The following is a 23,570-nucleotide window of genomic DNA, read 5'->3' on the forward strand; positions in this document are numbered from 1 at the left end:
TGGAATCTCTTATGTCTTATGCGATTTATCCGAGCCTTGTTAACAAGAACGTTGTGATTACCGGCGGCGGTAGCGGCATTGGCGCTGCCATCGTCGAAGGCTTTGCCAAACAGGGCGCGCGTGTCACGTTTTTGGATATTGCGCGTGCGGAGTCAGAAGCGCTGGCGGCGTCGCTTGGCGAGTGCGTGCATCCGCCGGTCTTCCGCCACTGCGACTTGCGGGATATCGATGCGCTGAACGCCACGTTCTCGGACATTGAGGCCGACGCCGGCCCCATCGAAGTGCTGGTCAACAACGCCGCGAATGATGACCGCCATCAGATCGGAACCGTGACCCAGGCCTATTGGGACAACCGCATCGAGGTGAACCTGCGCCATCAGTTCTTCTGCGCGCAGGCCGTGCTGCCCAGCATGAAGAAGCTGGGGCGCGGCGTGATCCTGAACCTTGGGTCCATCTCGTGGCACCTTGCCCAGGCGGACCTCGCCATCTACATGACGGCCAAGGCCGGCATCGAGGGCCTGACGCGCGGCCTTGCGCGTGACCTTGGCGGATTCGGCATTCGCGTCAATTGCATCGTGCCCGGCGCGGTGCGCACGCCGCGGCAGATGGCGCTCTGGCAATCGCCCGAGAGCGAAGCCAAGCTGCTGGGCGAGCAATGCCTGCATGAACGCGTCGAGCCGGAACACGTGGCGCGCATGGCGCTGTTTCTTGCGTCAGACGACGCCGCGCGTTGCACAGCGCGCGAGTACTTTGTCGATGCCGGGTGGTACGGCGGATGATGGCGCCCATCCATCCGGAATGCGTCTGGCGCGTCGGGGCCACGCTCGGGGAAGGCGCGGTGTGGCACGCTGCATCGCGCTGCGTCGTCTTTGTCGATATCAAGGGCAGGCGGCTCTACCGCTATGACCCGCATACCGATGTGCGCCGCAGTTGGGCCGCACCCGGCCAGATCGGCTTTGCGCTGCCCAATGTTGACGGCAGCTGGGTCTGCGGCGTGCAGGGCGGTCTCTACCGGTTCGATTTCGCAAGCGGTATCTTCAGCCGCACGCTGCCCGTCGAGACCGGTCGGCCGGGAAACCGTCTGAACGATGGTTATGTCGACCGCACCGGCGCGCTGTGGTTCGGCTCGATGGACGATGCGGAGCGCGAGGCGAGCGGGCAGCTCTACCGCGTCGGTCGGGATGGCCGGCTCAACGTGCGCGATTCTGGCTACGTCATCACGAATGGCCCGACCGCGAGCCCGGACGGCCGCACGCTCTATCACACCGATACCTTGCAGCGAGTGGTCTATGCCCTCGACCTTGGCGACGACGGCAGCCTGGAACGCAAGCGCGTCTTCGCCAACATCGACGGCTCCGGCTGCCCAGACGGCATGGCTGTCGACGAGGAAGGATGCGTGTGGGTCGCGCTGTTCGGCGGAGGGCGGATCGAACGGTTCTCGCCCGACGGCCGATGCATCGGGCGTGTCGACTTTCCGTGTTCCAACATCACCAAGCTTGCGTTCGGCGGCGATGACCTGCAGACGGTCTATGCAACCACCGCCCGAAAGGGCCTGACGGACGAGGCGTTGCTGAGGGAGCCGCTTGCCGGCGGATTGTTTGCGTTTCGCGCGCCGGTCAAGGGTCTGCCTTCCGCGGAATGTGCCGTGAATTTTTCAGCCGCGATGATCGATCAATCCTGACGGACGAGCCCGCGTGCCGCGAGGTTGCGATACAGGGCGCGGACACCGAACGTCCACGGCGCGATCTCCGTCGACAGGCGGACTGTGTTGACCAGCGCGCCGAGGGGCGGGGCGCTGATCGTCACGCGGTCTCCCAGGTGGTGCGTAAAGCCGGCGCCAGGTGCGTCACGGTCCTTGATCGGCGAGAACATCGTGCCGAGAAACAGCATGAAGCCGTCCGGGTATTGATGGTGCGGCCCGCAGGTCTGAGCCACGAGGTCGAGCGGGTCGCGGCTAATCTCGCTCATGTGGCTCACGCCGTCGAGCACGAAGCCGTCGTCGGCGCCTTCAACACGGAGCGAGACCTGCGTCGCGCGGATCGTGTCGATCGTGAAGCGCTCGTCAAACAAGCGCACGAACGGGCCGATGGCGCAGGAGCCGTTGTTGTCCTTGCATTTGCCCAGCAGCAGCGCGGAGCGCCCCTCGATGTCGCGCAGGTTCACGTCGTTGCCCAGCGCCGCTCCCACGACATGCCCGGCGCTGCTGACCGCGAGCACGATTTCCGGCTCGGGGTTGTTCCACCGCGAGGCCGGATGCAGGCCCACATCGGCGCCGAACCCGACTGCCGACATCGGCTGCGATTTGGAAAACACTTCCGCATCGGGGCCGATGCCGACTTCCATGTATTGCGACCACGCGCCCCGGCGCTGCAGTTCTTCCTTGAGCCGCATGGCTGCGTCGGAGCCGGGCTTGATCTTGGAGAGGTCCGAGCCCACCACGCCGACAATGGACGCGCGCACGTCGCGCGCCTTGGCTGGGTCGCCGCCCGCCTGTTCTTCAATCACCCGCTCGATCAGGCTGACGGCGAACGTCACGCCGCAGGCCTTGATCGCCTGCAGATCATTCGGAGCGAGCAGGGTGGGCGCATTGCTTGCGCGACCGGTGGCCATGGAACGCTCGACAAGCGCTTCGACGCGACCGAGGTCTTCCCCGCGTGCCTGCCGGGCGACGGCCAGTACGTCAGGATGCTCGAACAGGTCCGCCACCGTCGGCACGGCTTCCGTGATATCGAAAACGACACCGTTGCGTACCACCACGACGGATGGCCCCTCGCCGTTGGCCGTTGTACGCCACACCCGACCGACGAGCGCTGCATGCTCAAGATCGTGCGGCAAGTAGTTGGCGATGTCGGTCATGTGCGCTCCGTGAGTAGACACCCTGTTGCCGGGGAACCCGCGTGATCGTAGAGACGGCGATGCAGGGTGTCCAACAGCGTGACGCAATTTCCAACCTGTTGGACAATCGAATCAATCATGAAGAGGGCAGGTTTCCAGTGAAGACAGACTATGAGGTGCCAGCGCTCAAGCGCATTCATGACGTGCTGGAGATACTTTGCGCGGCGACGTCTCCTGTGCGGCCGGCTGCGTTGGCGCAGGCGACGGGCATGTCCAGAAGCACGTTGTACCTGCTGCTGGAGTCGCTCGAAAAGCGCCGCTGGATTGAAAAGCGGGCCGACGGCTACCTGATCGGCTTGACGTTGTTCGAGCTGGGCAACGCCTATTTCCGCCACGACAGCTTGCTGACAGCGTTCCGGCGCGAATCCGCCGCCTTCGTGGCCATGCACAACGAAGTCGTGCAGCTTGCTGTGCTCGACGGCACGGAAGTCGTCTACATCGCGCGGGAAGATGCGCCGCGGCCGGTGCGCCTGGTCTCGGATGTCGGCCTGCGCCTGCCGGCACATTGCTGCGCGCTGGGCAAGGCGCTGCTGGCGAGCCTCGATGACGAAGCGGTGTGTGCGCTGCTGCCGGCGCGTCTTGCCGCCATGACGGAGCACACCACCACGCGCCGTGCCGATTTGCTCGACGAGCTTGAGCGCATTCGCGTGCGGGGCCTTGCGACAGAGCGTGAGGAGGTGGTGGCGGGGCTCGCCTGCTTCGCGGCGTTTGTGGGCATCACGCCGCTCGGCAAGCGCGTTGCGGTGAGTTCCAGCGTGCCGGTCAGCCGACTGGACGCCCGCCGGGAGAAGCGCCTCGTCGTCGGTGTTGCGGGGATGGCGGACCGCATCGGCCGCGCGCTCGCGCAGGCATAGTGGCGGGCTGCTTCGTGGCCGGTTCCGCTATGATCGCCACACCTCTTTTTTCTTTCCTTTTTTCTCCCCTTGGCGCGTAGGCGTTTCTCATGACCACCGGCACCACTCCTCCTCGCATGGCCGATGTTGCGCGCGTTGCCGGCGTGTCGAAGATGACCGTGTCTCGGGTGCTGGCAGGCGGCAGCGTGTCGCCCGAGACCCGGGCGCGCGTGCAAGAGGCCATCGATGCACTCGGCTACGTTGCTACGGCTGCGGCTGGGATGCTGTCCAGCGGCCGATCGGAATTCGTCGCCGCGCTGGTGCCTTCGCTGGCCAGTTCCAACTTTGCCGATACTGTACGCGGGCTGAGCGATGCGCTGGCGCCGCATGGTCTGCAACTGCTGCTGGGGGATACCGACTACCACCTCGATCAGGAGGAGGCGCTGGTGCGGTCGCTGCTGCGCCATCAGCCGCGTGGTATTGCCTTGACCGGGCGCCATCACAGTCCAGGCACGCGTGCGTTGCTGGAGCGCGCCGGCATCCCCATCGTCGAGATGTGGGATCTGCCTGAACGCCCGATCGACAGGGCGGTCGGGTTCTCGAACGCCAAGGCCTCGCTCGCGATGCTGCATCACCTGCATCAGCGGGGCTACCGGCGCATTGGTTTCCTGTGCGGGGCAAGCGAACTGGACCGGCGCGGCACCGACCGCATGCGCGGGTACATGAGCGGGATCAAGGCGCTTGGCCTGGGCGAGCCGCGTGTGATCCGCCTGGGCGAATCGCCCATCACCATGAGCCACGGCGGCCCGGCGATGGCCGCGCTGCTCGATGCCTGGCCCGACACTGATGCCGTGATGTGCGTGAGCGACATGTCCGCATTTGGCGCCATCATGGAATGCCACCGGCGCGGCTTGTCCGTGCCCGGTGACATTGCTGTTGCGGGCTTCGGCAATTTTGAGGTCGCGTGGTGCTGCCATCCGACCATCACGACGATTTCCGTCGACGCGTATGGCATCGGCCTGCGCACGGGCGAGGTCTTGCTCGATGCGCTCGGCGTTGGCGAGGCCACGAGCACGCGCAAGCTCTCACGCATCGACTTCAGCGTTGTCGAGCGCGAGAGCGCATAGCCGGCGGCTTCATGCGCAGCGTCAATGCGAGTGCCGTGGATTGCCGCGCGTCTCGATGACGTTCAGGTACAGCGTTGCCGGCTCCAGGCATCCGCCCGTCGAAAGCTGCCCGACAAACTGCCGATAGATTTCCTGCCAGGGCGTTTGCGACTGCGGCACGCTGAAGGTCGCGCTTTCACGGCGGCGTTCCAGCTCTTCCGCATCGACCAAGACATCGACCCTGCGTGCATTGAGGTCCACGCGGATGCGATCGCCCGTGCGCAGCAGCGCCAGGCCGCCACCCGCCGCCGCCTCGGGCGACATGTTCAAAATGGACGGGCTCGCCGAGGTGCCGCTTTGCCGGCCATCGCCCATGCACGGCAGCGATTCGATCCCTTGCTTGACCAGTGCCGCCGGCGGCGCCATGTTGACGACCTCGGCACTGCCCGGATAGCCGACCGTGCCGCAGCCACGGATGACGAGGATGCAGCGCTCGTCAATCGCCAGCGCCGGATCGTTGATGCGGGCGTGATAGTCCTCGGGGCCATCAAAGACAATCGCGCGCGTCTCGAAGACGTTTTCCGCGCCGGGTTCGCTCAGGTAGGTCTGCCGGAATGCCTCGCCCACCACCGACATCTTCATGATCGCGCTGTCAAAGAAATTGCCAGACAGCACGATGAAGCCGGCGCGGTGCTTGAGCGGTGCGTCCACAGGAAAGATCACCTCGCGGTCGGCGGCGGGGGCGGCGTCGGCAATTGCACCGATCGTCCGGCCCGATACGGTGGGGCAATCGCGGCGCAGCAAGCCGCCCGCGTCAAGCTGGCGTAATACGGCGGGCACGCCGCCCGAGCGATGGAAGCTCTCACCCAGGTATTCCCCGGCCGGCATGCAGTTCACGAGCAGTGGAACCGACTCTCCGTGGCGCTGCCAGTCTTCGAGGCTCAATTCCACGCCCATGTGGCGCGCGATCGCGATGAGGTGCGGCGGGCAGTTGGTCGACGCGCCAAGCGCGGAAGCCACCATGATGGCGTTCTCGAACGCCAAGCGCGTCATGATCGTCGAAGGGCGGACGTCTTCACGCACGAGGTCGACGATGCGCTTGCCGGTGGCATAGGCCATCTGCCCACGCTCCCGATACGCCGCCGGAATGCTGGCGCACCCGGGCAGCGACATGCCCAGTGCTTCGGCCAGGCTGTTCATCGACAGCGCCGTGCCCATCGTGTTGCAGTGGCCGATCGACGGCGACGACGCGGTGGTCAGCTCCATGAAGCCTTCGTAGTCGATGTCGCCTGCAGCCAGCCGGTTGCGCGCATGCCAGATGACGGTGCCGGAGCCGACCCGTTTGCCATCGTGCCAGCCGTCCAGCATCGGCCCGCCAGAGAGAACGATGGCCGGCAGGTCCACCGTGGCGGCGGCCATCAGGCAGGCGGGCGTGGTCTTGTCGCACCCGGTCGTCAGCACAACGCCGTCGAGCGGGAAGCCGTGGAGGATCTCGACCAGGCCGAGATAGGCCAGATTGCGATCGAGCGCCGCGGTCGGGCGGCGGCTCTGCTCGGCCAGCGGATGAACCGGAAACTCCATCGGAATGCCACCCGCGTCGCGTATGCCGGCCTTCACACGCTGCGCCAATTCAAGATGGTGCCGATTGCACGGCGCCAAATCGTTACCCGTTTGCGCAATGCCGATGATAGGCCGCCCCGACTGCAGCTCTTCGCGCGTCAGGCCGTAATTCATGAAGCGTTCTACATAGAGGGCAGTCATGTCGGCGTGGCTTGGGTCGTCGAACCAAAGCTGGCTGCGCAGTCTGCGGGGAGGTTGGGCGGGCATGGTGTCTCGGTCGTTATATGCAACTGGGATTCCCTCTGCGGGGAATTGGCGTGGCGCTTTCCGGAAGCCTGTGACGCAATTTTGGTACCGGTAACAACGCATGGTAGAGCCGGAACAAGGCGCAGGCAATAGCGCGTGTTGTCAGCCCCACTTCGGGGGAGGGTGTTTGGATTTGCCGACACCTGCCAGAGCGCAAGCGTTTGCCGCCCCCCGGCTGGTGGGGGAGGGTTGCGATTTCACGATTCTGCAAACAACCCGCCCTATGTTGGACCGATCTTCGGGGGAGGATAGGGGGCTGCCATGCAGGGGTTAGGGTTATCTGCACGATTCGAAAAAACCGACGCGGGGCGACGTGAAATCGCTACGCGCGGCGGCGCGCTCAGTCGCTCAAGCCGCGCGCTTCTCATCATGGTGGATGGGCAAGTCACGGGCGAGGACCTTGCCGTGCGTGCCGGCCAGCTCGGACTGGAAGCGCAGGCCGTATTCGATCTGGTGCAGGCCGGTTTCATCCAACGCGCAACCGATGTTGCCAGCGAGCCCGTCTTCGTTCAGGTGGCCGAGCCGCAACCCGAGGCGCCCAAGCCCGCTGCACCTGCCGCACCGGCGCGCAAGCGTTCGCTGGCGGCGGCGCGCATGTACCTCATGGATATTGCGGCGCGCACATTCAGCTCGGCCGAGCACCCGATCCGCCAGCGCCTTGTCGAGGCCACCGACCGCGCCTCGGTGGAGGGCGCGTTCGATGCATTGCTGGCGGCCCTGCGCGAAGCCACATCGGCGTCGATGGTGGAGCAGGTAGAAGTGTCCTTCCGCGGGTTTCTGCCGGCCGAAGACAGCGTGGCCGGCTGACCGATCAGGCAGCCTGCTGCGCCACCTCGTCCTGGAGCAGCCCGCGCGCCCGCTGATTCGACTTGTAGATGTTGTCACGCACCGGCACCGCGCCGGTCTTCACGCTGTGCACCCATTCCTGGGTCGACATCACCGCCGCGAAGCGCGATTGCAGCACCACGCTGAACACGCGGTGGATCTCTTCCGCACTCGCAAAGCCGGCCTGGTTTTGATACGGCACCGCGCCCGACGCGTCATGCAGAAACTCCACCGCCGTGCCGTTGTGCAGGGCGTGATTGATGGTGGACGCATCGCAGTTGTGCGTCATGTAGCCGACCACGGTCAGCGTATCGATGCCGCGAGCAGCCAACCATTGCGCCAGGTCCGTCTCGGGATAGGCGCTGGGCAGCAGCTTGCGCAGATAGTGGTCATGCGGACGCGACGCCACCACGGGGTGCAGTTGCCAGCCGTCGGTGTCGATGGCAAACAGCGGCGAGCTGGCCGGCGAGGTCTGCTGCACGACGATCACCGGAATGCCCGCCTCGCGTGCCGCATCCATGGCGGCACCGATGTTTGCGACCGTCTGCTGCGGGTCCGGATACTCGATCGGCAGGCCGCCCGTGAAGTATTCGTTCTGCACATCAATGACGATCAGGGCGCGCTTCGGGGCATTGTTCGTGGTCATGGCTGACTCCTCAAGGTGGGTTGGATCGGGCATTTGCGTGGGCCCGTGGACAGCATCTTCGCCGATGACTATCCTTCCCGACAGTGGCCCGAAAGACGTTTATCGAAAGAATCGGGCCAAAGCGCGGAGCCCGTATGCAACCTCAGCATCCCCAGCAACCTCAGCATCCCCAGGAAATCGCCGTTCTGGCCTTCAACGACATCAGCCCATTTCACCTGTCCGTGCCGTGTCTTGTGTTTGAAGATCGCGTCTGGGCCGGGCTGCCGTCCTACAATCTGCGGATCTGTGCCGGGGAGCCCGCCAGGAAGGGCGGTCTGCGCACCACGGCCGGGTTTGCCGTGCAGACCGATCTCACACTCGAAGATGCCGCCCGCGCCGACGTACTGATCGTGCCGTCCTGGCGGGATACACAGGAGCGCCCGCCGGCGGCCATGGTGAATGCGGTACGGGATGCTTACGAACGCGGCGCAACGGTGGTCGGCCTGTGCCTGGGCGCGTTTGTGCTGGCCGAAGCAGGCGTGCTCGACGGCCATGAGGCGACGACGCATTGGAGCGCCGCCGATGCGTTCTCGCAGCGCTACCCGCGTGTGAAGCTTGTGCCCGATGTGCTCTATCTGGACGCTGGCGGCGGCCGTCTGGTGACATCCGCAGGCACGGCCGCCGGGTTGGACTGCTGCCTGCACCTCGTGCGCCGTTGGCATGGCGCTGAGGTGGCCAACCGCATTGCACGGCGGCTGGTGGTTGCGCCGCACAGGCAGGGCGGCCAGGCGCAATACATCGAGCAACCGCTGCACGATGCGCCGGGCGGTGATCGACTGTCCGATTTGCTGAACTGGGCAGTGGCCAACTTGGCGGAGCCGCATTCACTCGACTCGCTGGCCGAACGCGCGGCCATGAGCCGGCGCAATTTCACGCGGCGCTTTCGTGAACTGACAGGAACCACTGTCAGCCAATGGTTGCTCGGGCAGCGTCTGGCCTATGCGCAACGCATGCTGGAAACCACGCGTCAGCCGGTCGAAGCGATTGCGCAACTGGCGGGATTCGGCAGCGCCGTATCGCTGCGCCAGCATTTCAGCCGGACGTATCACACGTCGCCCAGCGCTTACCGCGCCTTGTTTGCGCAAGCCTGAAAAGAAAAAAGCGGCTGGTCAGCCGCTGTGGTGTGTTGTTTACTTGCTCAGCTCGTGGCCGATGACGGCGCCTGTTGCGGCACCCCCGATCGTCCCGGCTGTGCTATGCGTGATTTCGTGGCCGGCCACACCGCCCGCCACAGCACCGCCCGCCGTACACGCCGTGAGGGTGGGAGCCAACACGGCAAGCGCGCATACCAGCGCTGTTTTCCATGCATTCATGATGTCCTCCTGAGTGGCCGGCCAGATGCAGCGGCCAGCATGTCTCTCAGTCGAGCAAAGCGCGTGCCGCGCTCACATGAACAATGGCGACAGCGACAGATGCGACAGCGCGATCACGATCACCTGTGCAATCACCAGCAGGATCAGCGGTGACAGATCGAGCCGCCCGCCCAGCGGGGGCACCACGCGGCGGATCGGGCGCAACAGCGGGTCGACCAGCGTGTTGAGCACTGCGCCCATGGGCGATGCCGGCCCCATCCACGACAGGACAGCTGACGCAATGGTCACCCATACCAGCACGTTGAACGCCCACTTGAGCACGGTGAAGAGCGCAGCCACAAAGCCCATGGGCACGAGTGCCATCGGGCTCACGCCCACCGACGCCACCAGCAGGAACAGATAGACAAGCGCCGTGACATAGGCGGCCACCAGCGACGACCAGTCGATATAGCCCGTGGCCGGAATCACCCGGCGCAGCGGGTGCACCAGCCAGCCGGTCAGCTGGAAGATGGCCTGCGACAGCGGATTGCGCGGTGACAGCCGCACCGCTTGCGTCCAGGCGCGCAGCAGCAGCGCCGCGCCGAAGAGCGAGAAGATCGTGTCGAGCAGAAAACGCGTGATATCGCCGAACATGCGTCCGGTTCTCCTATGGTCAGGTCGGGCAGAAGCGCGCGGCAAACACGGCGCGCTGAGGCGGGGTATTGTCGCACGGCAATCTGACGACGATCTGTGCGGTGATGCCCCTGCACAAGGGGGAGCACATTCGCGTATTGTGGTGCCCGTTCGCCGCCTTTCCTGCCAGGAGACCTGCCTTGAAACCAATCCTGTTCCGCGCGTTGTTGTCGTTGGCGTGCCTGTCTGCTGTGCCGCAAGTGCATGCGCAGGCCGATACCACGTTCACCGTCGAATCAAGTGCCTTTGCCGACAACGGGGTCATGGACCGCAAGTACGCCGGCAAGAACCCCGCCAACGCCAATTGCACGGGCGACAACGTCTCGCCGCCGCTGCACTGGTCGAACGTGCCCGCGGGCACCAACAGCCTTGTGCTGATCGTCTCCGACCCGCAGGGCGCGGGCGGCCTGGGCGTGAACCACTGGATGGCCTACGGTATCCCGGCCACGCAGACGAGCCTGCCGGAAGGCGCCGGCACCGGACCGGCGCTGCGCATGGGCCAAAACTCCATCGGCAAGCCGGCGTATCTCGGGCCGTGTCCGCCCAAGGGCACGGGCATGCATCACTACGTATTTTTGTTGATCGCCACGGATCTGGCGCCGGATGCGCTGCCCAATGGGCTGACCCGCGCTGAACTGGATGCGGCCATCAAAGGGCATAGCAAAGGCGCCGCAGCCTGGATCGGCCGATTCGGCAACTTTTGACGGATGCGAGGCCGTTCACGGGTCCGCGCTGCGCGCGGCCGGCGGCGGCTCACAATCCCGCTACCGGAAAATTCGCCTGCCAGACAGCGCTTTGCACGTTGACCGGTTTCGGAATCAGCTTCTGCTGCAGGAACAGGTCTGCAATCTGCTGCTGCGAGGCCACGATCTGCGGCGTGACCGGCGTGACGCCGTAGGGCACGCGCCGCAACCAGGTCTCCACAACGGGCTGCTCGATGCCGAGCTTGGGCGCAAGCAGGGCGGCGGTTTCCTGCGGATGCTGATTCACCCACAGCCCCGCCGTGCGCAGCTGGGCCAGGATGGCGTTGACCGCGCGCGGATGCGTGTTCACGAATCCCGGGGTGGCTTCGTAGAAGTTGAACACCGGCAGCTCGCTGAAATCGCCCAGCGTGCGTGTCTTCAACGCCTTTTGTGCCAGCGCGTGATACGGATCCCACACGACCCACGCATCGACCGCGCCGCTCTCGAAGGCTGCGCGCGCTTCAGCCGGTGGCAGGTAGATCGGCTGAATGTCCTGCACCGTGAGGTTGGCGCGACGGAGCAGCTGCACCAGCAGGTAGTTGGAGCTGGAGCCCTTCTGCAGCGCGATGCGCTTGCCTTTCAGGTCGGCCACGCTGTGCGCGGGTGAGCTGTCGAGCACGAACAGCGCCTCGTTGGTCTTGCCGCCCGGCTCGGCCCCCACATAGACAAGGCGCGCGCCTGCGGCCTGCGCAAACACGGCCGGCGGCGCGCCGGTGTAGCCAAAGTCAATGCTGCCCGTGTTGAGCGCCTCGAGCAGTTGCGGCCCGGCAGGGAATTCCTTCCACTCGACCTTGTAGCCGAGGTCGCCCAGCGGTTTGTCGAGTGCGCCTTGCGCTTTGAGCACGGCAAGCAGCCCCGCTTTTTGAAAGCCGATGCGCACCGTGGTTGGCTCGGCGGCCTGCGTCAGGCCTGCGCACAGCGTCATGCCGGCGCCAAGCAATGCGGCCAGCCAGCGTCGGCGGCCAGATGGGGCGGTGTGGGGCGAATGGCTTTGCATGGTTCCTCCTGCGTCGTCTGTGTTGTGCAACTGATGCTACGGACAGCGCACGCACGAAGGAACGAACAAGATTGCATGTGGATAGACGCCGCCAACGTCAGCCCGCCGCTGCAGTGGCGGCAAGCTCCGCCAGGTACGCCCACGGATAGATGCCGCGCGCATGTCCATCACTGAAAACCAGTTGCACACCGTAACCCGCAGGCGCGATGGTGGTGACGCGCACGGCGGCCGGCACGTTGATCGGCGTGCCGTGATGGCGCTTGAACTGGCACTCCGCACAGCGGCACGCCTCGCGCAATGCCGCGTGGTCAAGTACGACAACGGCGTCTGCCCAGTGCAACCGCAGCCGGCCTTGGGCGACGTCGTTTTCGATACGCTCAGGCGGATGCACGGGCGCGCTCGATTTGTGCCAAGGCGATCCGCACGGCCTTGACGACTTCCGGGTCGCCATCGGTTTGTGCGCTGCGCAGGGCGGGCAGGGCAGAGGCTTCGCCGATCTCTCCCAGTGCGAGTGCCGCCTCCTTGCGCAGGTTGCTGATTGGGTGGGTGAGCAACGCGGCGAGTGCATCGACGGCATGCGCGGCGCGCCACCGGCCAAGCGCGCGGGCCGCCTGTAGACTGACCTGCCAATACGCATCGGCCAGCGCATTCACCAACGCCTGCGTGACATGTGGGTCCGGAGCCAACGCCCGCAGTTTGCCGAGCGTGCTTGCGCTTTCCTCACGCACGCGCCAGGCGGTGTCTTGCAGCGCATCGAGCAACGCGGGCAGCACGGCGGCCGCGGTGGCAAGGCCGAGCGCGCCCACTGCGGCGCGGCGCACGTCGACATCTGCGTCATGACGCGCGCGTTCCGCCAGCGCCGGCAATGCGCCCACATGCTTGCGCCAGCCGAGCACCGCAACGGCCTCGCGACGCACGGCGGCGTCGGCGTCTTGCAAGGCGTGCAGCGCGGGTGCTTCGCTCTCGGGCACGCGCAGTTCACGCAGCCCACGCAATGCGGCGGCGCGCACAAAGGCATTGGCATGGTCGACGTAAGGCAACAGCGCGGGCGCAGACTCGGGCGACTTCAAATCCGCCAGGCCGATTGCGGCTGCGTCACGCACGGTGCCATCGGCGTCTTCCAGCGCACGGGCGAGCGCGGCCACGGTATCCGGCTGTTCCCACGTTGCCAGGATGCGCGCAGCTTCCAGCCGAACTTCGGGGGCAGGGTCTTGCTCAAGCAGCGCAATCACGTTTGGCAGCGCATCGGCGTTTTCTTCATCGGCGATCTGCAGCAGGGCAACGCGGCGGGTGGCGGCATCCGCGTCGTGCAGACGCGCCAGGGGTGTTGTCGTCATCGCCGCCTCAACGCAACAGGTACGGGATGTCGACCTTCACCGCGCCGGTCGGGCAGTCCTGCTCGCAGGGCATGCAGTACCAGCATTCGTCGAACTGCATGAAGGCCTTGCCTTTGGTCAGGTCGATGGCGAGCAGGTCGAGCGGGCAGACGTCGACGCACACGGTGCAGCCCTTGTCGGCAATGCACTTGGCTTCGTCGATGGTGACGGGCGCGCTGCTGCGCGAGGTGATGTCGTGCGGCGTGTGGGTGGAATGAACGGTCGTCTGTTGCATGGTCATGCAGCCTTCGGAATGCGCATGTGCGCGTAGGAATCGGTGCCGAGCACATCGACAGGGATGACGTACGGCTCGATGGCCTGCTTGCGGCTGGCCATGGCACCGTGTGCGTCCTTGTACAAGCGCGTGTGGCAGAACCAGTTGGCGTCGTCGCGTTCGGGGTAATCCACGCGGTGGTGGTACAGGCCCCAGCGGCTCTCGGTACGGAAGAGCGAGGCGCGCGCGGCCATCTCGGCGCAATCGCGGATGAAGCTGACTTCCATCGCGCGCATCAGCTCGTGCGGGTTGCGGGCGTGCAGGTGGGTGATGTCTTCGGCAATCTCGTCGAACCTCCGCAGGCCGATTTCCATCTTGCGTGTGACCTTGGGCGGCTGCAGGTAATCGTTCACCATGCGGCGCAGCTTGTATTCCACTTGTGCGGGGGGCAGTCCGTGGTCGCGTTGCAGCGGCGCAAAGATGCGCGCGCGCTCGCGTTCGATCTGCGCGTCGTCGACGCGGGCGTCGCCTTGCCGGCCGGCGATGTGGTCCGCCGCGTTCTGCCCCGCAAACCAGCCATACGTAAACGCGCCGAGCATGTAGTTGTGCGGCACGGCCGCCATGTCGCCCGCCGCGTAAAGGCCCGGCACGGTGGTTTCCGCGCGTGCATTCACATACACGCCAGACGCGCTGTGCCCGCTGCAGAAGCCGATTTCCGAGATGTGCATCTCCACCATCTGCGTGCGGTAATCGGTGCCGCGCCCCGCGTGGAAGCGGCCGCGGCTCGGGCGCTCGTTGGTGTGCAGGATGGTCTCGATGGTCTGGATGGTTTCTTCGGCAAGGTGGTCGAGCTTGAGAAACACCGGGCCCTTGCCGCCCTGCAGTTCCTGGTAGAACTCCCACATCATCTGGCCGCTCCAGTAGTCGCACTGGATGAAGCGCTCGCCGCGCGCGTTGGCTGTGTAGCCGCCCAACGGGCCGGTCACATACGCGCAGGCGGGGCCGTTGTAATCCTTGATGAGCGGGTTGATCTGGAAGCATTCCAGGTTGGAAAGCTCTGCGCCGGCGTGATACGCCATCGCGTAGCCATCGCCTGCGTTGGTGGGGTTTTCGTATGTGCCCATCAGGTAGCCGGAGGCCGGCAGGCCAAGGCGCCCCGCCGCACCGCAACTCAGCACCACGGCCTTTGCGCGCACCACGAGGAAATCCGCCGTGCGGCAATCGAAGCCGAGCACGCCGCAAGCGGCGCCATCGGCATCCGTCAGCACGCGCGTGACGACAATGCGGTTCGTGATCTCCACCCGCGCACGCTTGAGCTGGCGATACAGCACCTTCTTGATGTCGTGCCCCTCCGGCATCGGCAGCACGTAGCTGCCCATGTGGTGGACCTTCTTGACGGCATAGTCGCCGGTTTCGTCCTTCTCGAACTTCACGCCCCAGCGGTCAAGCTGCTCGATGGTGGCAAAGCTGTGCTGCGCATAGGCATACACGCCCGATTGATCGACGATGCCATCGTTGGCCAAGGTGATTTCGCGCGTGTATTGCTCAGGCGTGGCATGCCCCGGAATGACCGCGTTGTTCAGCCCGTCCATACCCATCGAGATGGCGCCGCTGCGCTTCACGTGCGCCTTGTCGATCAGCAGCACACGCAGCGCAGGGTTGCGTTCTTTTGCCTTGATGGCCGCCATCGGGCCGGCCGTGCCGCCGCCCACGACGACGAGGTCGTACTCCAGTTCCAACGTGTTCATTTGGTGCCTTGCAAAGGAAGGATGGATTGCGCATGCGCCGCCACCTGCCGATCCAGCCGAAGCCGGTACTGGAAGGCGTCGCCGCGAAAATACAGGCGTTCAAAATCGATGGGCGTGCCCTGTGCGTCGTGCGTCAGACGCTCCACGCGCAACAGTGCCGCGCCTGCGCCCGTCTCGAGTGCGGTTGCGGTGGCGTGGTCGGCCAGCACCGCATCGATGGCCAGCGTCGCATGACCGAGCGCCACCCCTGCGTCCTGCTCCAGCACGAGGAAAACATCGCGCGTGACGAGGTCCGCCCGCGCGACGCTGCTGCCCAGCGGCTCCGGCAGCCACGTCACCTCAAGGGAAACCGGCACCTGATCGAGCAACCGCACGCGATGCAATTCCGTGACGGCCGTGCCGGGTGCCAGTTGCAGCGCCTGTGCCACGTCGATCGGCGCGGGCAGCGTGCGCAGCTTCAGCACGCGGTTGCGGATGGCGTGACCTTGTGCCGACATCGCCTCAGCAAAGCCCTGCAGCGCGGTCACGTTCTGGAAGGCCTTCGGCTGGCTCACAAAGGTGCCTTTGCCGTGGCGGCGGAAGATCAGCCCTTCGTTCTGCAAATCGGCCAGTGCCTGACGCACGGTGATGCGGCTGGCGTTGAACTGCTCGCCCAGCGCCGCTTCCGAAGGCAGCAGCGAGGCGGGCGCATAGTGGCCGCTGAGAATGCCCTCGCGCAGCGTGCCCTTGATGCGCTCATAGAGCGGCGGGGCAGGTTGGCGGTGCAAATTTGAGGTGGTCATCGATGGGCGCAACTCGTCATAACAAGTTCGCCCAGTGTAAAAAGCTGACGTATGCAGCGGAACGAAGCTTTTTCGATATGCATGCTCGGTTTTTGGCACACGCCGCCGCCACAGCTCTGGCTGAGCGGTCTGCACAGCTGGCATCGCCTTGCGCGATGTTGGTGCGCTGCACGATGCGCAAACGCTGTGTCTGATATCAAAACCGATATCAGTCAGCCCCCAAAAAAACATTAGACGGTCATGTCAGGCTGTCCATACCATGGCTCACCACGGATCACCGGCACAGGAAGACGGGCGCCGCATGCCGGATTCGACTCGTGTATCGCGTTGCATAGACGACGTGCGCAGCCCGGGGGGTAGTGACCGGCTGCGTTCCACCATAACGGAGACAACGATGCAAAAAACGAGCGCTGCGTGCGCCAGACGGACCGTATTGACCTTCCTGGCCACGGCCGGTGTGCTTCTGACCACGGGCTTGGCGACAGCGGCGCACGCGGCTGACAAGTCGTTCACGATGGGCTTTGCCCAGGTGGGTGCCGAGAGCGAATGGCGCACCGCCAATTCGGAGTCCATCAAATCGACGGCCAAGGCGCAGGGCGTGAACCTGAAGTTCTCTGACGCGCAGCAGAAGCAGGAAAACCAGATCAAGGCGATCCGCTCGTACATCGCGCAGAAGGTCGATGTGATTGCGTTCTCGCCGGTAGTGGAATCCGGCTGGGACACCGTGCTGCAGGAGGCCAAGGCCGCCAAGATCCCGGTCATCCTCACCGACCGCGGCATCGACAGCAAAGACACCTGGCTCTACACGACGTTCATCGGCTCCGATTTTGTCGAGGAAGGCCGCAAGGCGGGCCGCTGGCTGCTGGAGAACGTCAAGCCCAAGGGCGACGTGAACATCGTCGAGTTGCAAGGCACTGTGGGCTCCGCGCCCGCCATCGATCGCAAGCGCGGCTTTGAAGAGATCATCAAGGCCGACCCGCACTACAAGATCATCCGCTCGCAAACGGGCGACTTCACCCGCGCCAAGGGCAAGGAGGTGATGGAAGCCTTCCTGAAGGCCGAGGGCAAGAAGATCAACGTGCTGTACGCGCACAACGACGACATGGCGATCGGTGCCATCCAGGCCATTGAAGAGGCCGGGCTCAAGCCGGGCAAGGACATCGTCATCATCTCCATCGACGGCGTGAAGGGCGCGTTTGAAGCCATGATGGCCGGCAAGCTGAACGTCACGGTGGAATGCAGCCCGCTGCTCGGGCCGCAACTGATGGATACCGCGCGCGCCGTGCTGGCGGGCAAGACCGTGCCCAAGCGCATCGTCACCAAGGAAGGCATCTTCCCGATGGAAGTGGCGGCCAAGGAATTTCCGAACCGCAAGTACTGATCCTACTGCGCGGCCCGATCTTGACACTGCGATGCTCGCCGTACCCATGTACGGCTGTGCTTCTCGTGCCAACCTCGGGCCGCTCGCTACGGATCATGAACAGGTTCGGAGCATGCCGGCAGAGCGGGTTACGTTGACTCGGCTGCCGGCTGCACCACGTTAACAGGTGACACCCATGTCGGATCACGTTGATCAACCCGCCGCGACAGATGCACGCGGCGCGCTGCTGCACATGCGCGGCATCTGCAAGAACTTTCCCGGCGTGCAGGCGCTGGCCGGGGTCGATTTCCGCTTGTTGCCCGGAGAAGTGCATGCGCTGATGGGGCAGAATGGTGCCGGCAAGTCGACGCTCATCAAGGTCCTGACCGGCGTTGAAGCGCCGGATGCGGGCGAGATTCTGCTCGGCGGTCAGCCCATCGCGCCGGGTTCGCCGCTGGAGGCGCAAAAGCTCGGTATCAGCACGGTGTATCAGGAGGTCAATCTCTGCCCGAACCTGACCGTGGCGGAGAACATTCACATCGGCCGCTTCCCCATGCGGCTGGGCAGCATCGACTGGCGTGCCACCAACCGGGCGGCGCAGGCACTGCTTGCCGATCTGAATATCCACATTGACGTCACGCTGCCGCTGTCGCTGTATCCGGTGGCCATTCAGCAGATGGTGGCGATTGCGCGCGCGCTTTCCACCGAAGCCCGCATCCTGATCCTCGACGAGCCCACCTCCAGCCTGGACGACGATGAAGTGGCCCGCCTGTTTGCCGCCATCCGCACGCTCAAGGCGCGCGGCATGGCCGTGCTGTTCGTCACGCATTTTCTGGAGCAAACGTACGCGATTGCCGACCGCATTACCGTGCTGCGCAACGGCCGGCTGGAAGGCGAATACGCCGCGCGCGATCTGCCGCAACTGCAACTGATCAACAAGATGGTCGGGCGCGACATCGATGCGAGCCGCTTCGAGCGCACCGAGGTGCCGCCCGTGGATGACACTGCGCCCGCGTTCCTGAGTGCGCGCGGCATGGGCCGTCGTGGCGTGGTGCAACCGCTCGATCTGGACGTCCGCCCCGGGCAGGTGCTCGGCCTTGGCGGCCTGCTCGGCTCAGGCCGAACGGAGACTGCTCGGCTGCTGTTCGGTGTTGACCGCAACGATGCGGGCTCGATCAACGTGCACGGGCAAGCGCGTCAGTTCAGTTCGCCGCGTGACGCCATCCGCCAGGGTATTGGCTTTTGCCCGGAAGACCGCAAGACCGAAGGCATCATTGCCGAACTGTCGATTCGCGAGAACATCATCCTCGCGCTGCAGGCCAAGCGCGGTCTGTTCCGCTATCTGCCCAAGAAGCGCCAGCGCGAGATTGCCGACCAGTACATCGCCCAGCTCGGCATCAAGACGCCCGACGCTGAAAAGCCCATCGGCCAGCTCTCGGGCGGCAACCAGCAGAAGGCCGTGCTCGCCCGCTGGCTGGCGACCGACCCGGCCATGCTGATCCTGGACGAACCCACGCGCGGCATCGACATCGCCGCCAAGCTCGACATCATGGACCTGGTGACCGCGCAGTGCCGCAAGGGCATGGCGATCCTGTTCATCTCCAGCGAGCTGCCGGAGGTGCTTCGCGTGAGCCACCGGCTGGCGATCCTGCGCGATCGCAAGAAGGTGGGCGAGCTGGCCGGCGCCGATGTGACGGAAGACAACCTGTGCCACGTGATTGCCGGCGGCGACGTGCCCGCCAGCCAATCCACCACCACCGGAGGCGCTGCATGAACCCCGTCAATCTGCGCGCACTGACTGGCCACCGATTGTTCTGGCCGTGCGTGACGCTGCTTCTGCTTTGTCTGCTCAACGCTTGGTTCAACCCGCATTTCTTTCACCTCGACGTTCGCAATGGGCATCTGTACGGCAGCCTGATCGACATCCTCAACCGCGCAGCACCGCTCATGCTCGTATCGCTGGGCATGACGCTGGTGATTGCGGTGGGCGGCATCGATATTTCGGCGGGCGCGGTGGTCGCCATTTCCGGCGCCATTGCGGCGTCGCTTGTCGGCGGCACGCTGGTGGTGCAGAACGGCCTGCCCGTCTACGTGACCAAGGTGCCGCTGCTGCTTGCGCTGCTGGCGGCCGTGGGCGCGGCGCTGGTGTGTGGCATGTGGAACGGCCTGCTGGTGGCGGGCGCGGGCATGCAGCCCATCATCGCCACGCTGATCCTGATGGTGGCCGGCCGCGGCGTGGCGCAGCTCATTACCGGCGGGCAGATCATCACCGTCTACTACGAGCCGTTCTTCTTTGTGGGCAACGGCTATCTGTTCGGTCTGCCGTTCGGGCTATACATCGCGGCTGCTGTGCTGGGCCTGCTGTTGCTGTTGATGCACCGCACGGCACTCGGGCTGTTTATCGAGGCCGTTGGCATCAACCCCGTGGCCGCGCGGCTTGCGGGGTTGAACACCAAGGCGCTGCTGTTTGGCATCTACGCATTCTGCGGTGCCATGGCCGGTGTTGCGGGGCTCATCATTTGCTCCAACGTCAAGAGCGCGGACGGCAACAACGCGGGGCTGCTGCTGGAGCTTGACGCCATCCTGGCCGTCACGCTGGGCGGCACCTCGTTGGCGGGCGGCAAGTTCAGCCTGTGGGGCAGCGTGATCGGGGCGCTCATCATCCAGACGCTTACCTACGCGATCTATTCGATGGGTGTGCCGCCAGAAATCAACCTCGTGGTGAAAGCCGTGGTGGTGTTTGCCGTGTGCCTGGCGCAATCGGAAGCGTTTCGCAGCATGCTCTTTCAACGCCACAGCCGTGCAGGGGCGCAGTCATGAGAATCAATCCACGGCGCTTGCCGTTCTACGTCACGCTGTTTTTGTTTGCGCTGTTGTTCGGCTTCGGGTCGGTCACTTACACGGGCTTCTTCAGCGTGCAGGTGTTTCTCAATCTGCTGATCGACAACGCGTTCCTGATCGTCGTTACCATCGGCATGACGTTCGTCATCCTGTCGGGCGGCATCGATCTGTCGGTCGGGGCGGTGGTGGCGCTGACCACCATGATCTCCGCCGCGTTGGTCGAACATCACGGCTGGTCGATTGGCGTGGTGGTGCCTCTGGTGCTGGCTGTGGGGTGCCTGTTCGGCCTGATGATGGGCGTGCTGATCCAGGTGTTCCGCATTCAGCCGTTTATCGTCACGCTGGGCGGCATGTTCCTCGCGCGGGGGCTGTGCTATCTCATCAGCATCGATTCGATCAGCATTACCGACCCGATCTACACCGCGCTCTCGCAGCACAAGATCCAGTTGGGCGGCGGCAACTACGTGTCGCCCAGCGTGGTGATTGCGCTGGTGGTGTTTGCGGCAGCAGCGTGGCTTGCACATTGCAGCCGCTTTGGTCGCACGGTGTACGCACTGGGTGGCAATGAACGGTCTGCCCTGCTGATGGGCTTACCGGTGGCGCGCACGCGCATTCTCGTCTATGTGCTCAGCGGTTTCTGCTCGGCGCTGGGCGGGGTGCTGGTCACGTTCTACATGCTGTCCGGCTACGGGCTGCACGCGCAAGGCATGGAACTGGACGCCATTGCCGCCACGGTGGTCGGTGGCACGCTGCTCACCGGCGGCGTGGGCCTCATCAGCGGCAGTGTAGTGGGCGTGCTGTTGCTTGGCGTCATCCAGTCGCTGATCACCTTTGACGGCACGCTTAGCTCCTGGTGGGCGCGCATTGCGATTGGTGTGTTGCTGTACGTGTTCTGCCTCATGCAACGCTTTCTTGGGCGCGCACAGCGCGGGGCAGCATTGCCACCGTCGACCCCGCACAGGCCGGCGCGGCCGTCGAACGAGACGGCAAAGGACGCCCCGGCTTCGGCCATCTTCATGCAGTCGCACGCCGTACCGCCTTTCAATTAGGCACACGCAGTTGCGGTTTCCCGTAGGCATACCGACCTTGTAAAGGTTGTTTCGCGCAACGATCAGATTGCAGGCGTTGGGCGCCGAACTTGGCGTGCAGGTGGAGTCCTTCCAAACGAACAGCGAAGCGGCGATGTGCGAGCGCATTCACCGCGCGTTTGAAGAAGGCCAGGACGCCGTGCTGATCAACGCAGGTGCGTGGACGCACTACAGCTACGGCGTCCGCGATGCGCTGGCGATCCTGACGTGTCCGGTGGTGGAATTGCATATGTCCAACATCCACGCACGCGAGCCGTTCCGACATCACTCGGTATTTGCCGACATCGTCAGCGGGCAGATCTGCGGGTTTGGCGTCCAGAGTTACCTTCTGGCCCTGCGGGCGGCGGTATCGCCAATCGATCCGAGGAGCGCCGGCAGTCGTTCCTGAACCGATAGCGCTTTCCAGGTTCGACAATGCTATGGGTGAAGCTTCTCGCCCTTGTTCAGCATGTCGATGACCTGAGAAATCTTCTTGGCGCGCGTCTCGGCCTTTTTCACGTTCTGGATCCTGAACAGAATCGCGTACCGGTTCTGGCCATTCAAGGTGGCGAAGAATTGCCTGGCCTTCGGGTTGGCATCCAAAGCCTGCTGCAGGTCATCGGGCACGGTTGACGTACCCGCAGACGAATAGGCCGCCTCCCAGCGGCCGTCTTGCTTGGCCAGCTCGATTGCGCGAAGCCCTGCAGGGCGCATTCTCCCGGCGGTGATCAAGGCTTCAGCCTTGGCGGTGTTGATCTTCGACCAGATGCTCTTGGCGGTTCTGGGCGTGAACCGCTGCAGCCAGTAGTGCTCGTTTTCCGCCTGCTTTTGCCCGTCGATCCATCCATAGCAGAGGGCGCTCTCAACGGCCTCTGCATAAGACACAGTGGATTGTTCGGCCGACCGCTTTGCGATGCGAAGTCAGACGCCAGCCACAGCCTCTCCGTGGGTTTCCAGCCAGGCTTCCCAGGCTTCCTGATTGGTGAAGGAAAGTTTTGGATTGTGCATTGCGCTGGACCATTGCCATCGAATTTGTCGGAGACGTTACTCGCGCCTGAAACCGAGAACACCCCTGCCCATTGCGTTTTCGGAAACCAATGGGTTCGGCATCCACGCCGTGCGCACTTCCAGCTTGTCTCCATCCAGCGTATAGAACCGTTCCTGCTCCGTGCCGGTCCAGGCTTCATTCCAGGACGCGTCGACCTTCGTGATGAACCGATCGTCCTCGACCCGATACCGCCCGGTATAGGCCACGATCGTACGGAACAGCGCCGCCAGCTTCTCGTCTGTGTTCCCCGGCTCCCGCACTTTCGCGGTGAGAAGCACCATCATGCGCTCGTCAGCGCCGAAGACCAGTGACCCATTGGGGTCAGCGCCCCAGGGCTGCGTACGCTCCTTAGTCTCCTGAAGCTCGGTCTCGAAAGACACCAGCCGCCAGCTACCGTGCAGCCTTGTATCGCGCTCAGTCATCGTTCGTCCTGTCGTCGTTCGTTCAAGTGTTCATAGGCGATGGGCGCCGCAAAACAACATGCGTCGCCTTTTCTGATGCTACGGATTCAACGCACGCGTAGCCCAGCGCTCGCAAGTCGATCCCCTCGAACAGGGGTTCCCCACGGCCAAGCAAGACCGGCGAGATCGCGATGTGCAGCTCATCGATGAGGCCTTCACGCAGGTACTGCCGGATGGTGCCCGGCCCACCGCCAATGCGTACATCCTTCCCGCCCGCGGCCTCGCGGGCACGTTCGAGCGCTTCTCGAAAGCCGCCTGTGATGAAGTGGAAGGTCGTGCCGCCCGCCATCTCGATGGGCGCACGCGCGTAGTGGGTCAAGACGAAAACGGGAACGTGATATGGCGGGTTGTCGCCCCACCAGCCTTTCCATGTGTCGTCGGGCCAATCCCCGCGAATGGGGCCGAACATGTTGCGCCCGAGAATCCACGCCCCCACGTTCCGGAAGCTACGGGCGGCAAAGTCATCGTCAACGCCAGTTGTACCGCCGTCCTTGCCGAACAGGGTCCGCTGGAACGTGCGCGTCGCGACCAGCCACTGGTGCAGTTCCATCCCGCCAATGCCGAGCGGATTATTGATGTCCTGATCCGGACCTGCGCCGTATCCGTCAAGCGAGAGGGTGAAGCCCGCAACGCGAACGCGTGTCATCGTTTGTCTCCAGCTCCAATCGGACGCCCGATCGGTCATCAACGGATGCCGGCGTCAGGACCTGCATATTAGTACCGGGGCCAGCCGAACGT

At 64.5% G+C, this 23,570-nt stretch carries 24 protein-coding genes and 2 pseudogenes; 12 read left to right on the forward strand and 14 right to left on the reverse strand.

Going from position 1 to position 23,570, the window contains the following annotated elements; translation table 11 throughout:
* Positions 1-11 precede the first annotated feature (11 nt).
* Both RP6297_RS20000 and RP6297_RS20005 read left to right on the forward strand, forming a co-directional pair.
* Complete coding sequence (locus RP6297_RS20000; protein WP_009240489.1) at positions 12-779, forward strand: SDR family NAD(P)-dependent oxidoreductase; 768 nt, start codon at positions 12-14, stop codon at positions 777-779.
* Positions 776-1,681, forward strand: a complete 906-nt coding sequence (locus RP6297_RS20005; RefSeq protein WP_009240490.1) for an SMP-30/gluconolactonase/LRE family protein — start codon at positions 776-778, stop codon at positions 1,679-1,681. Before RP6297_RS20000 ends, RP6297_RS20005 begins: the two co-directional genes overlap by 4 nt.
* On the opposite strand, the gene RP6297_RS20010 is transcribed toward RP6297_RS20005, so the two are convergent.
* The gene (locus tag RP6297_RS20010) at positions 1,672-2,856 is read right to left on the reverse strand and encodes a fumarylacetoacetate hydrolase family protein (RefSeq protein WP_009240491.1); all 1,185 of its coding nucleotides are present in this window, start codon (positions 2,854-2,856) and stop codon (positions 1,672-1,674) included. The two genes, RP6297_RS20005 and RP6297_RS20010, sit on opposite strands and share 10 nt — an antisense overlap.
* 137 nt (positions 2,857-2,993) lie before the next feature.
* On the opposite strand from RP6297_RS20010, the gene RP6297_RS20015 reads away from it, so the two are divergent.
* Both RP6297_RS20015 and RP6297_RS20020 read left to right on the forward strand, forming a co-directional pair.
* Complete coding sequence (locus RP6297_RS20015; protein ID WP_009276980.1) at positions 2,994-3,749, forward strand: IclR family transcriptional regulator; 756 nt, start codon at positions 2,994-2,996, stop codon at positions 3,747-3,749.
* An 89-nt stretch (positions 3,750-3,838) separates the two neighbouring features.
* Entirely contained in the window at positions 3,839-4,855 is a 1,017-nt protein-coding gene (locus RP6297_RS20020) for a LacI family DNA-binding transcriptional regulator (RefSeq protein WP_009240493.1), read from the forward strand.
* A gap of 21 nt (positions 4,856-4,876) precedes the next feature.
* Here the strand turns inward: RP6297_RS20020 and RP6297_RS20025 are convergent, their stop codons facing one another.
* On the reverse strand, positions 4,877-6,661 hold the full coding sequence (locus RP6297_RS20025) for an IlvD/Edd family dehydratase (protein ID WP_009240494.1): 1,785 nt from the start codon (positions 6,659-6,661) through the stop codon (positions 4,877-4,879).
* Between the two features lie 408 nt (positions 6,662-7,069).
* Between RP6297_RS20025 and RP6297_RS20030 the strand changes: the two genes are divergently transcribed.
* Positions 7,070-7,507 (forward strand): hypothetical protein, encoded by a 438-nt coding sequence (locus RP6297_RS20030; RefSeq protein ID WP_223293288.1) that lies wholly within the window; start codon positions 7,070-7,072, stop codon positions 7,505-7,507.
* A gap of 4 nt (positions 7,508-7,511) precedes the next feature.
* Here the strand turns inward: RP6297_RS20030 and RP6297_RS20035 are convergent, their stop codons facing one another.
* Positions 7,512-8,171: a cysteine hydrolase family protein gene (locus RP6297_RS20035; RefSeq protein WP_009240496.1), complete on the reverse strand. Its 660-nt coding sequence runs from the start codon at positions 8,169-8,171 to the stop codon at positions 7,512-7,514.
* Between the two features lie 134 nt (positions 8,172-8,305).
* Between RP6297_RS20035 and RP6297_RS20040 the strand changes: the two genes are divergently transcribed.
* Positions 8,306-9,301, forward strand: a complete 996-nt coding sequence (locus RP6297_RS20040; RefSeq protein ID WP_199517407.1) for a GlxA family transcriptional regulator — start codon at positions 8,306-8,308, stop codon at positions 9,299-9,301.
* 39 nt (positions 9,302-9,340) lie between these two features.
* On the opposite strand, the gene RP6297_RS20045 is transcribed toward RP6297_RS20040, so the two are convergent.
* Together RP6297_RS20045 and RP6297_RS20050 are read right to left on the reverse strand one after the other, a co-directional pair.
* Positions 9,341-9,523 (reverse strand): glycine zipper 2TM domain-containing protein, encoded by a 183-nt coding sequence (locus tag RP6297_RS20045; RefSeq protein WP_009240498.1) that lies wholly within the window; start codon positions 9,521-9,523, stop codon positions 9,341-9,343.
* A 72-nt stretch (positions 9,524-9,595) separates the two neighbouring features.
* The gene (locus RP6297_RS20050; RefSeq protein ID WP_009240499.1) at positions 9,596-10,156 is read right to left on the reverse strand and encodes a YggT family protein; all 561 of its coding nucleotides are present in this window, start codon (positions 10,154-10,156) and stop codon (positions 9,596-9,598) included.
* A gap of 179 nt (positions 10,157-10,335) precedes the next feature.
* Between RP6297_RS20050 and RP6297_RS20055 the strand changes: the two genes are divergently transcribed.
* Positions 10,336-10,899 (forward strand): YbhB/YbcL family Raf kinase inhibitor-like protein, encoded by a 564-nt coding sequence (locus tag RP6297_RS20055; RefSeq protein WP_009240500.1) that lies wholly within the window; start codon positions 10,336-10,338, stop codon positions 10,897-10,899.
* Between the two features lie 49 nt (positions 10,900-10,948).
* Here RP6297_RS20055 and RP6297_RS20060 read toward each other — a convergent pair whose 3' ends face one another.
* The 6 genes from RP6297_RS20060 to RP6297_RS20085 form a co-directional block, all read right to left on the reverse strand.
* Positions 10,949-11,935, reverse strand: coding sequence for an aliphatic sulfonate ABC transporter substrate-binding protein (locus RP6297_RS20060; protein ID WP_009240501.1), 987 nt, complete (start codon positions 11,933-11,935; stop codon positions 10,949-10,951).
* 97 nt (positions 11,936-12,032) lie between these two features.
* The gene (locus tag RP6297_RS20065; protein WP_009240502.1) at positions 12,033-12,326 is read right to left on the reverse strand and encodes a DUF971 domain-containing protein; all 294 of its coding nucleotides are present in this window, start codon (positions 12,324-12,326) and stop codon (positions 12,033-12,035) included.
* Positions 12,313-13,272: a HEAT repeat domain-containing protein gene (locus RP6297_RS20070; RefSeq protein ID WP_009240503.1), complete on the reverse strand. Its 960-nt coding sequence runs from the start codon at positions 13,270-13,272 to the stop codon at positions 12,313-12,315. Before RP6297_RS20070 ends, RP6297_RS20065 begins: the two co-directional genes overlap by 14 nt.
* 7 nt (positions 13,273-13,279) lie before the next feature.
* Complete coding sequence (locus tag RP6297_RS20075) at positions 13,280-13,546, reverse strand: 4Fe-4S dicluster domain-containing protein (RefSeq protein ID WP_009240504.1); 267 nt, start codon at positions 13,544-13,546, stop codon at positions 13,280-13,282.
* A 2-nt stretch (positions 13,547-13,548) separates the two neighbouring features.
* Positions 13,549-15,273, reverse strand: a complete 1,725-nt coding sequence (locus tag RP6297_RS20080) for a fumarate reductase/succinate dehydrogenase flavoprotein subunit (protein ID WP_009240505.1) — start codon at positions 15,271-15,273, stop codon at positions 13,549-13,551.
* Positions 15,270-16,055, reverse strand: a complete 786-nt coding sequence (locus RP6297_RS20085; protein ID WP_009240506.1) for a GntR family transcriptional regulator — start codon at positions 16,053-16,055, stop codon at positions 15,270-15,272. The genes RP6297_RS20080 and RP6297_RS20085 overlap by 4 nt, the downstream gene beginning before the upstream one ends.
* A 394-nt stretch (positions 16,056-16,449) precedes the next feature.
* Between RP6297_RS20085 and RP6297_RS20090 the strand changes: the two genes are divergently transcribed.
* The 5 genes and pseudogenes from RP6297_RS20090 to RP6297_RS20110 all read left to right on the forward strand — a co-directional run.
* Positions 16,450-17,436: an ABC transporter substrate-binding protein gene (locus RP6297_RS20090; protein ID WP_009240507.1), complete on the forward strand. Its 987-nt coding sequence runs from the start codon at positions 16,450-16,452 to the stop codon at positions 17,434-17,436.
* Between the two features lie 175 nt (positions 17,437-17,611).
* On the forward strand, positions 17,612-19,189 hold the full coding sequence (locus RP6297_RS20095; protein WP_009240508.1) for a sugar ABC transporter ATP-binding protein: 1,578 nt from the start codon (positions 17,612-17,614) through the stop codon (positions 19,187-19,189).
* On the forward strand, positions 19,186-20,235 hold the full coding sequence (locus RP6297_RS20100; protein ID WP_009240509.1) for an ABC transporter permease: 1,050 nt from the start codon (positions 19,186-19,188) through the stop codon (positions 20,233-20,235). Before RP6297_RS20095 ends, RP6297_RS20100 begins: the two co-directional genes overlap by 4 nt.
* Positions 20,232-21,305, forward strand: a complete 1,074-nt coding sequence (gene yjfF / locus RP6297_RS20105) for a galactofuranose ABC transporter, permease protein YjfF (RefSeq protein WP_009240510.1) — start codon at positions 20,232-20,234, stop codon at positions 21,303-21,305. Before RP6297_RS20100 ends, yjfF begins: the two co-directional genes overlap by 4 nt.
* Positions 21,306-21,369: 64 nt before the next feature.
* A pseudogene (locus RP6297_RS20110) lies at positions 21,370-21,732 on the forward strand (type II 3-dehydroquinate dehydratase); the annotation flags it as partial.
* Positions 21,733-21,761: 29 nt separating this feature from the next.
* On the opposite strand, the pseudogene RP6297_RS20115 reads toward RP6297_RS20110, so the two are convergent.
* The 3 genes and pseudogenes from RP6297_RS20115 to RP6297_RS20125 all read right to left on the reverse strand — a co-directional run bounded on the left by RP6297_RS20115 (position 21,762) and on the right by RP6297_RS20125 (position 23,478).
* A pseudogene (locus RP6297_RS20115) lies at positions 21,762-22,331 on the reverse strand (YdeI/OmpD-associated family protein).
* Positions 22,332-22,367: 36 nt separating this feature from the next.
* Positions 22,368-22,793 carry a lipocalin-like domain-containing protein gene (locus RP6297_RS20120; RefSeq protein WP_009240513.1) on the reverse strand — a complete coding sequence of 142 codons (426 nt, stop codon included), beginning with the start codon at positions 22,791-22,793 and terminating at the stop codon, positions 22,368-22,370.
* Positions 22,794-22,815: 22 nt separating this feature from the next.
* Positions 22,816-23,478, reverse strand: a complete 663-nt coding sequence (locus RP6297_RS20125; RefSeq protein ID WP_009240514.1) for a dihydrofolate reductase family protein — start codon at positions 23,476-23,478, stop codon at positions 22,816-22,818.
* Positions 23,479-23,570 lie beyond the last annotated feature (92 nt).

The organism is Ralstonia pickettii (genome assembly GCF_016466415.2).
Classification (GTDB): domain Bacteria; phylum Pseudomonadota; class Gammaproteobacteria; order Burkholderiales; family Burkholderiaceae; genus Ralstonia; species Ralstonia pickettii.

Coding starts and splice junctions, on each gene's coding strand:
- RP6297_RS20000 (WP_009240489.1), top strand. CDS start 12: ATGTCTTATGCGATTTATCCGAGCCTTGTTAACAAGAACGTTGTGATT.
- RP6297_RS20005 (WP_009240490.1), top strand. CDS start 776: ATGATGGCGCCCATCCATCCGGAATGCGTCTGGCGCGTCGGGGCCACG.
- RP6297_RS20010 (WP_009240491.1), bottom strand. CDS start 2,856: ATGACCGACATCGCCAACTACTTGCCGCACGATCTTGAGCATGCAGCG.
- RP6297_RS20020 (WP_009240493.1), top strand. CDS start 3,839: ATGACCACCGGCACCACTCCTCCTCGCATGGCCGATGTTGCGCGCGTT.
- RP6297_RS20025 (WP_009240494.1), bottom strand. CDS start 6,661: ATGCCCGCCCAACCTCCCCGCAGACTGCGCAGCCAGCTTTGGTTCGAC.
- RP6297_RS20030 (WP_223293288.1), top strand. CDS start 7,070: ATGGTGGATGGGCAAGTCACGGGCGAGGACCTTGCCGTGCGTGCCGGC.
- RP6297_RS20035 (WP_009240496.1), bottom strand. CDS start 8,171: ATGACCACGAACAATGCCCCGAAGCGCGCCCTGATCGTCATTGATGTG.
- RP6297_RS20040 (WP_199517407.1), top strand. CDS start 8,306: ATGCAACCTCAGCATCCCCAGCAACCTCAGCATCCCCAGGAAATCGCC.
- RP6297_RS20045 (WP_009240498.1), bottom strand. CDS start 9,523: ATGAATGCATGGAAAACAGCGCTGGTATGCGCGCTTGCCGTGTTGGCT.
- RP6297_RS20050 (WP_009240499.1), bottom strand. CDS start 10,156: ATGTTCGGCGATATCACGCGTTTTCTGCTCGACACGATCTTCTCGCTC.
- RP6297_RS20060 (WP_009240501.1), bottom strand. CDS start 11,935: ATGCAAAGCCATTCGCCCCACACCGCCCCATCTGGCCGCCGACGCTGG.
- RP6297_RS20070 (WP_009240503.1), bottom strand. CDS start 13,272: ATGACGACAACACCCCTGGCGCGTCTGCACGACGCGGATGCCGCCACC.
- RP6297_RS20075 (WP_009240504.1), bottom strand. CDS start 13,546: ATGCAACAGACGACCGTTCATTCCACCCACACGCCGCACGACATCACC.
- RP6297_RS20080 (WP_009240505.1), bottom strand. CDS start 15,273: ATGAACACGTTGGAACTGGAGTACGACCTCGTCGTCGTGGGCGGCGGC.
- RP6297_RS20085 (WP_009240506.1), bottom strand. CDS start 16,055: ATGACCACCTCAAATTTGCACCGCCAACCTGCCCCGCCGCTCTATGAG.
- RP6297_RS20090 (WP_009240507.1), top strand. CDS start 16,450: ATGCAAAAAACGAGCGCTGCGTGCGCCAGACGGACCGTATTGACCTTC.
- RP6297_RS20095 (WP_009240508.1), top strand. CDS start 17,612: ATGTCGGATCACGTTGATCAACCCGCCGCGACAGATGCACGCGGCGCG.
- RP6297_RS20100 (WP_009240509.1), top strand. CDS start 19,186: ATGAACCCCGTCAATCTGCGCGCACTGACTGGCCACCGATTGTTCTGG.
- yjfF (WP_009240510.1), top strand. CDS start 20,232: ATGAGAATCAATCCACGGCGCTTGCCGTTCTACGTCACGCTGTTTTTG.
- RP6297_RS20120 (WP_009240513.1), bottom strand. CDS start 22,793: ATGACTGAGCGCGATACAAGGCTGCACGGTAGCTGGCGGCTGGTGTCT.
- RP6297_RS20125 (WP_009240514.1), bottom strand. CDS start 23,478: ATGACACGCGTTCGCGTTGCGGGCTTCACCCTCTCGCTTGACGGATAC.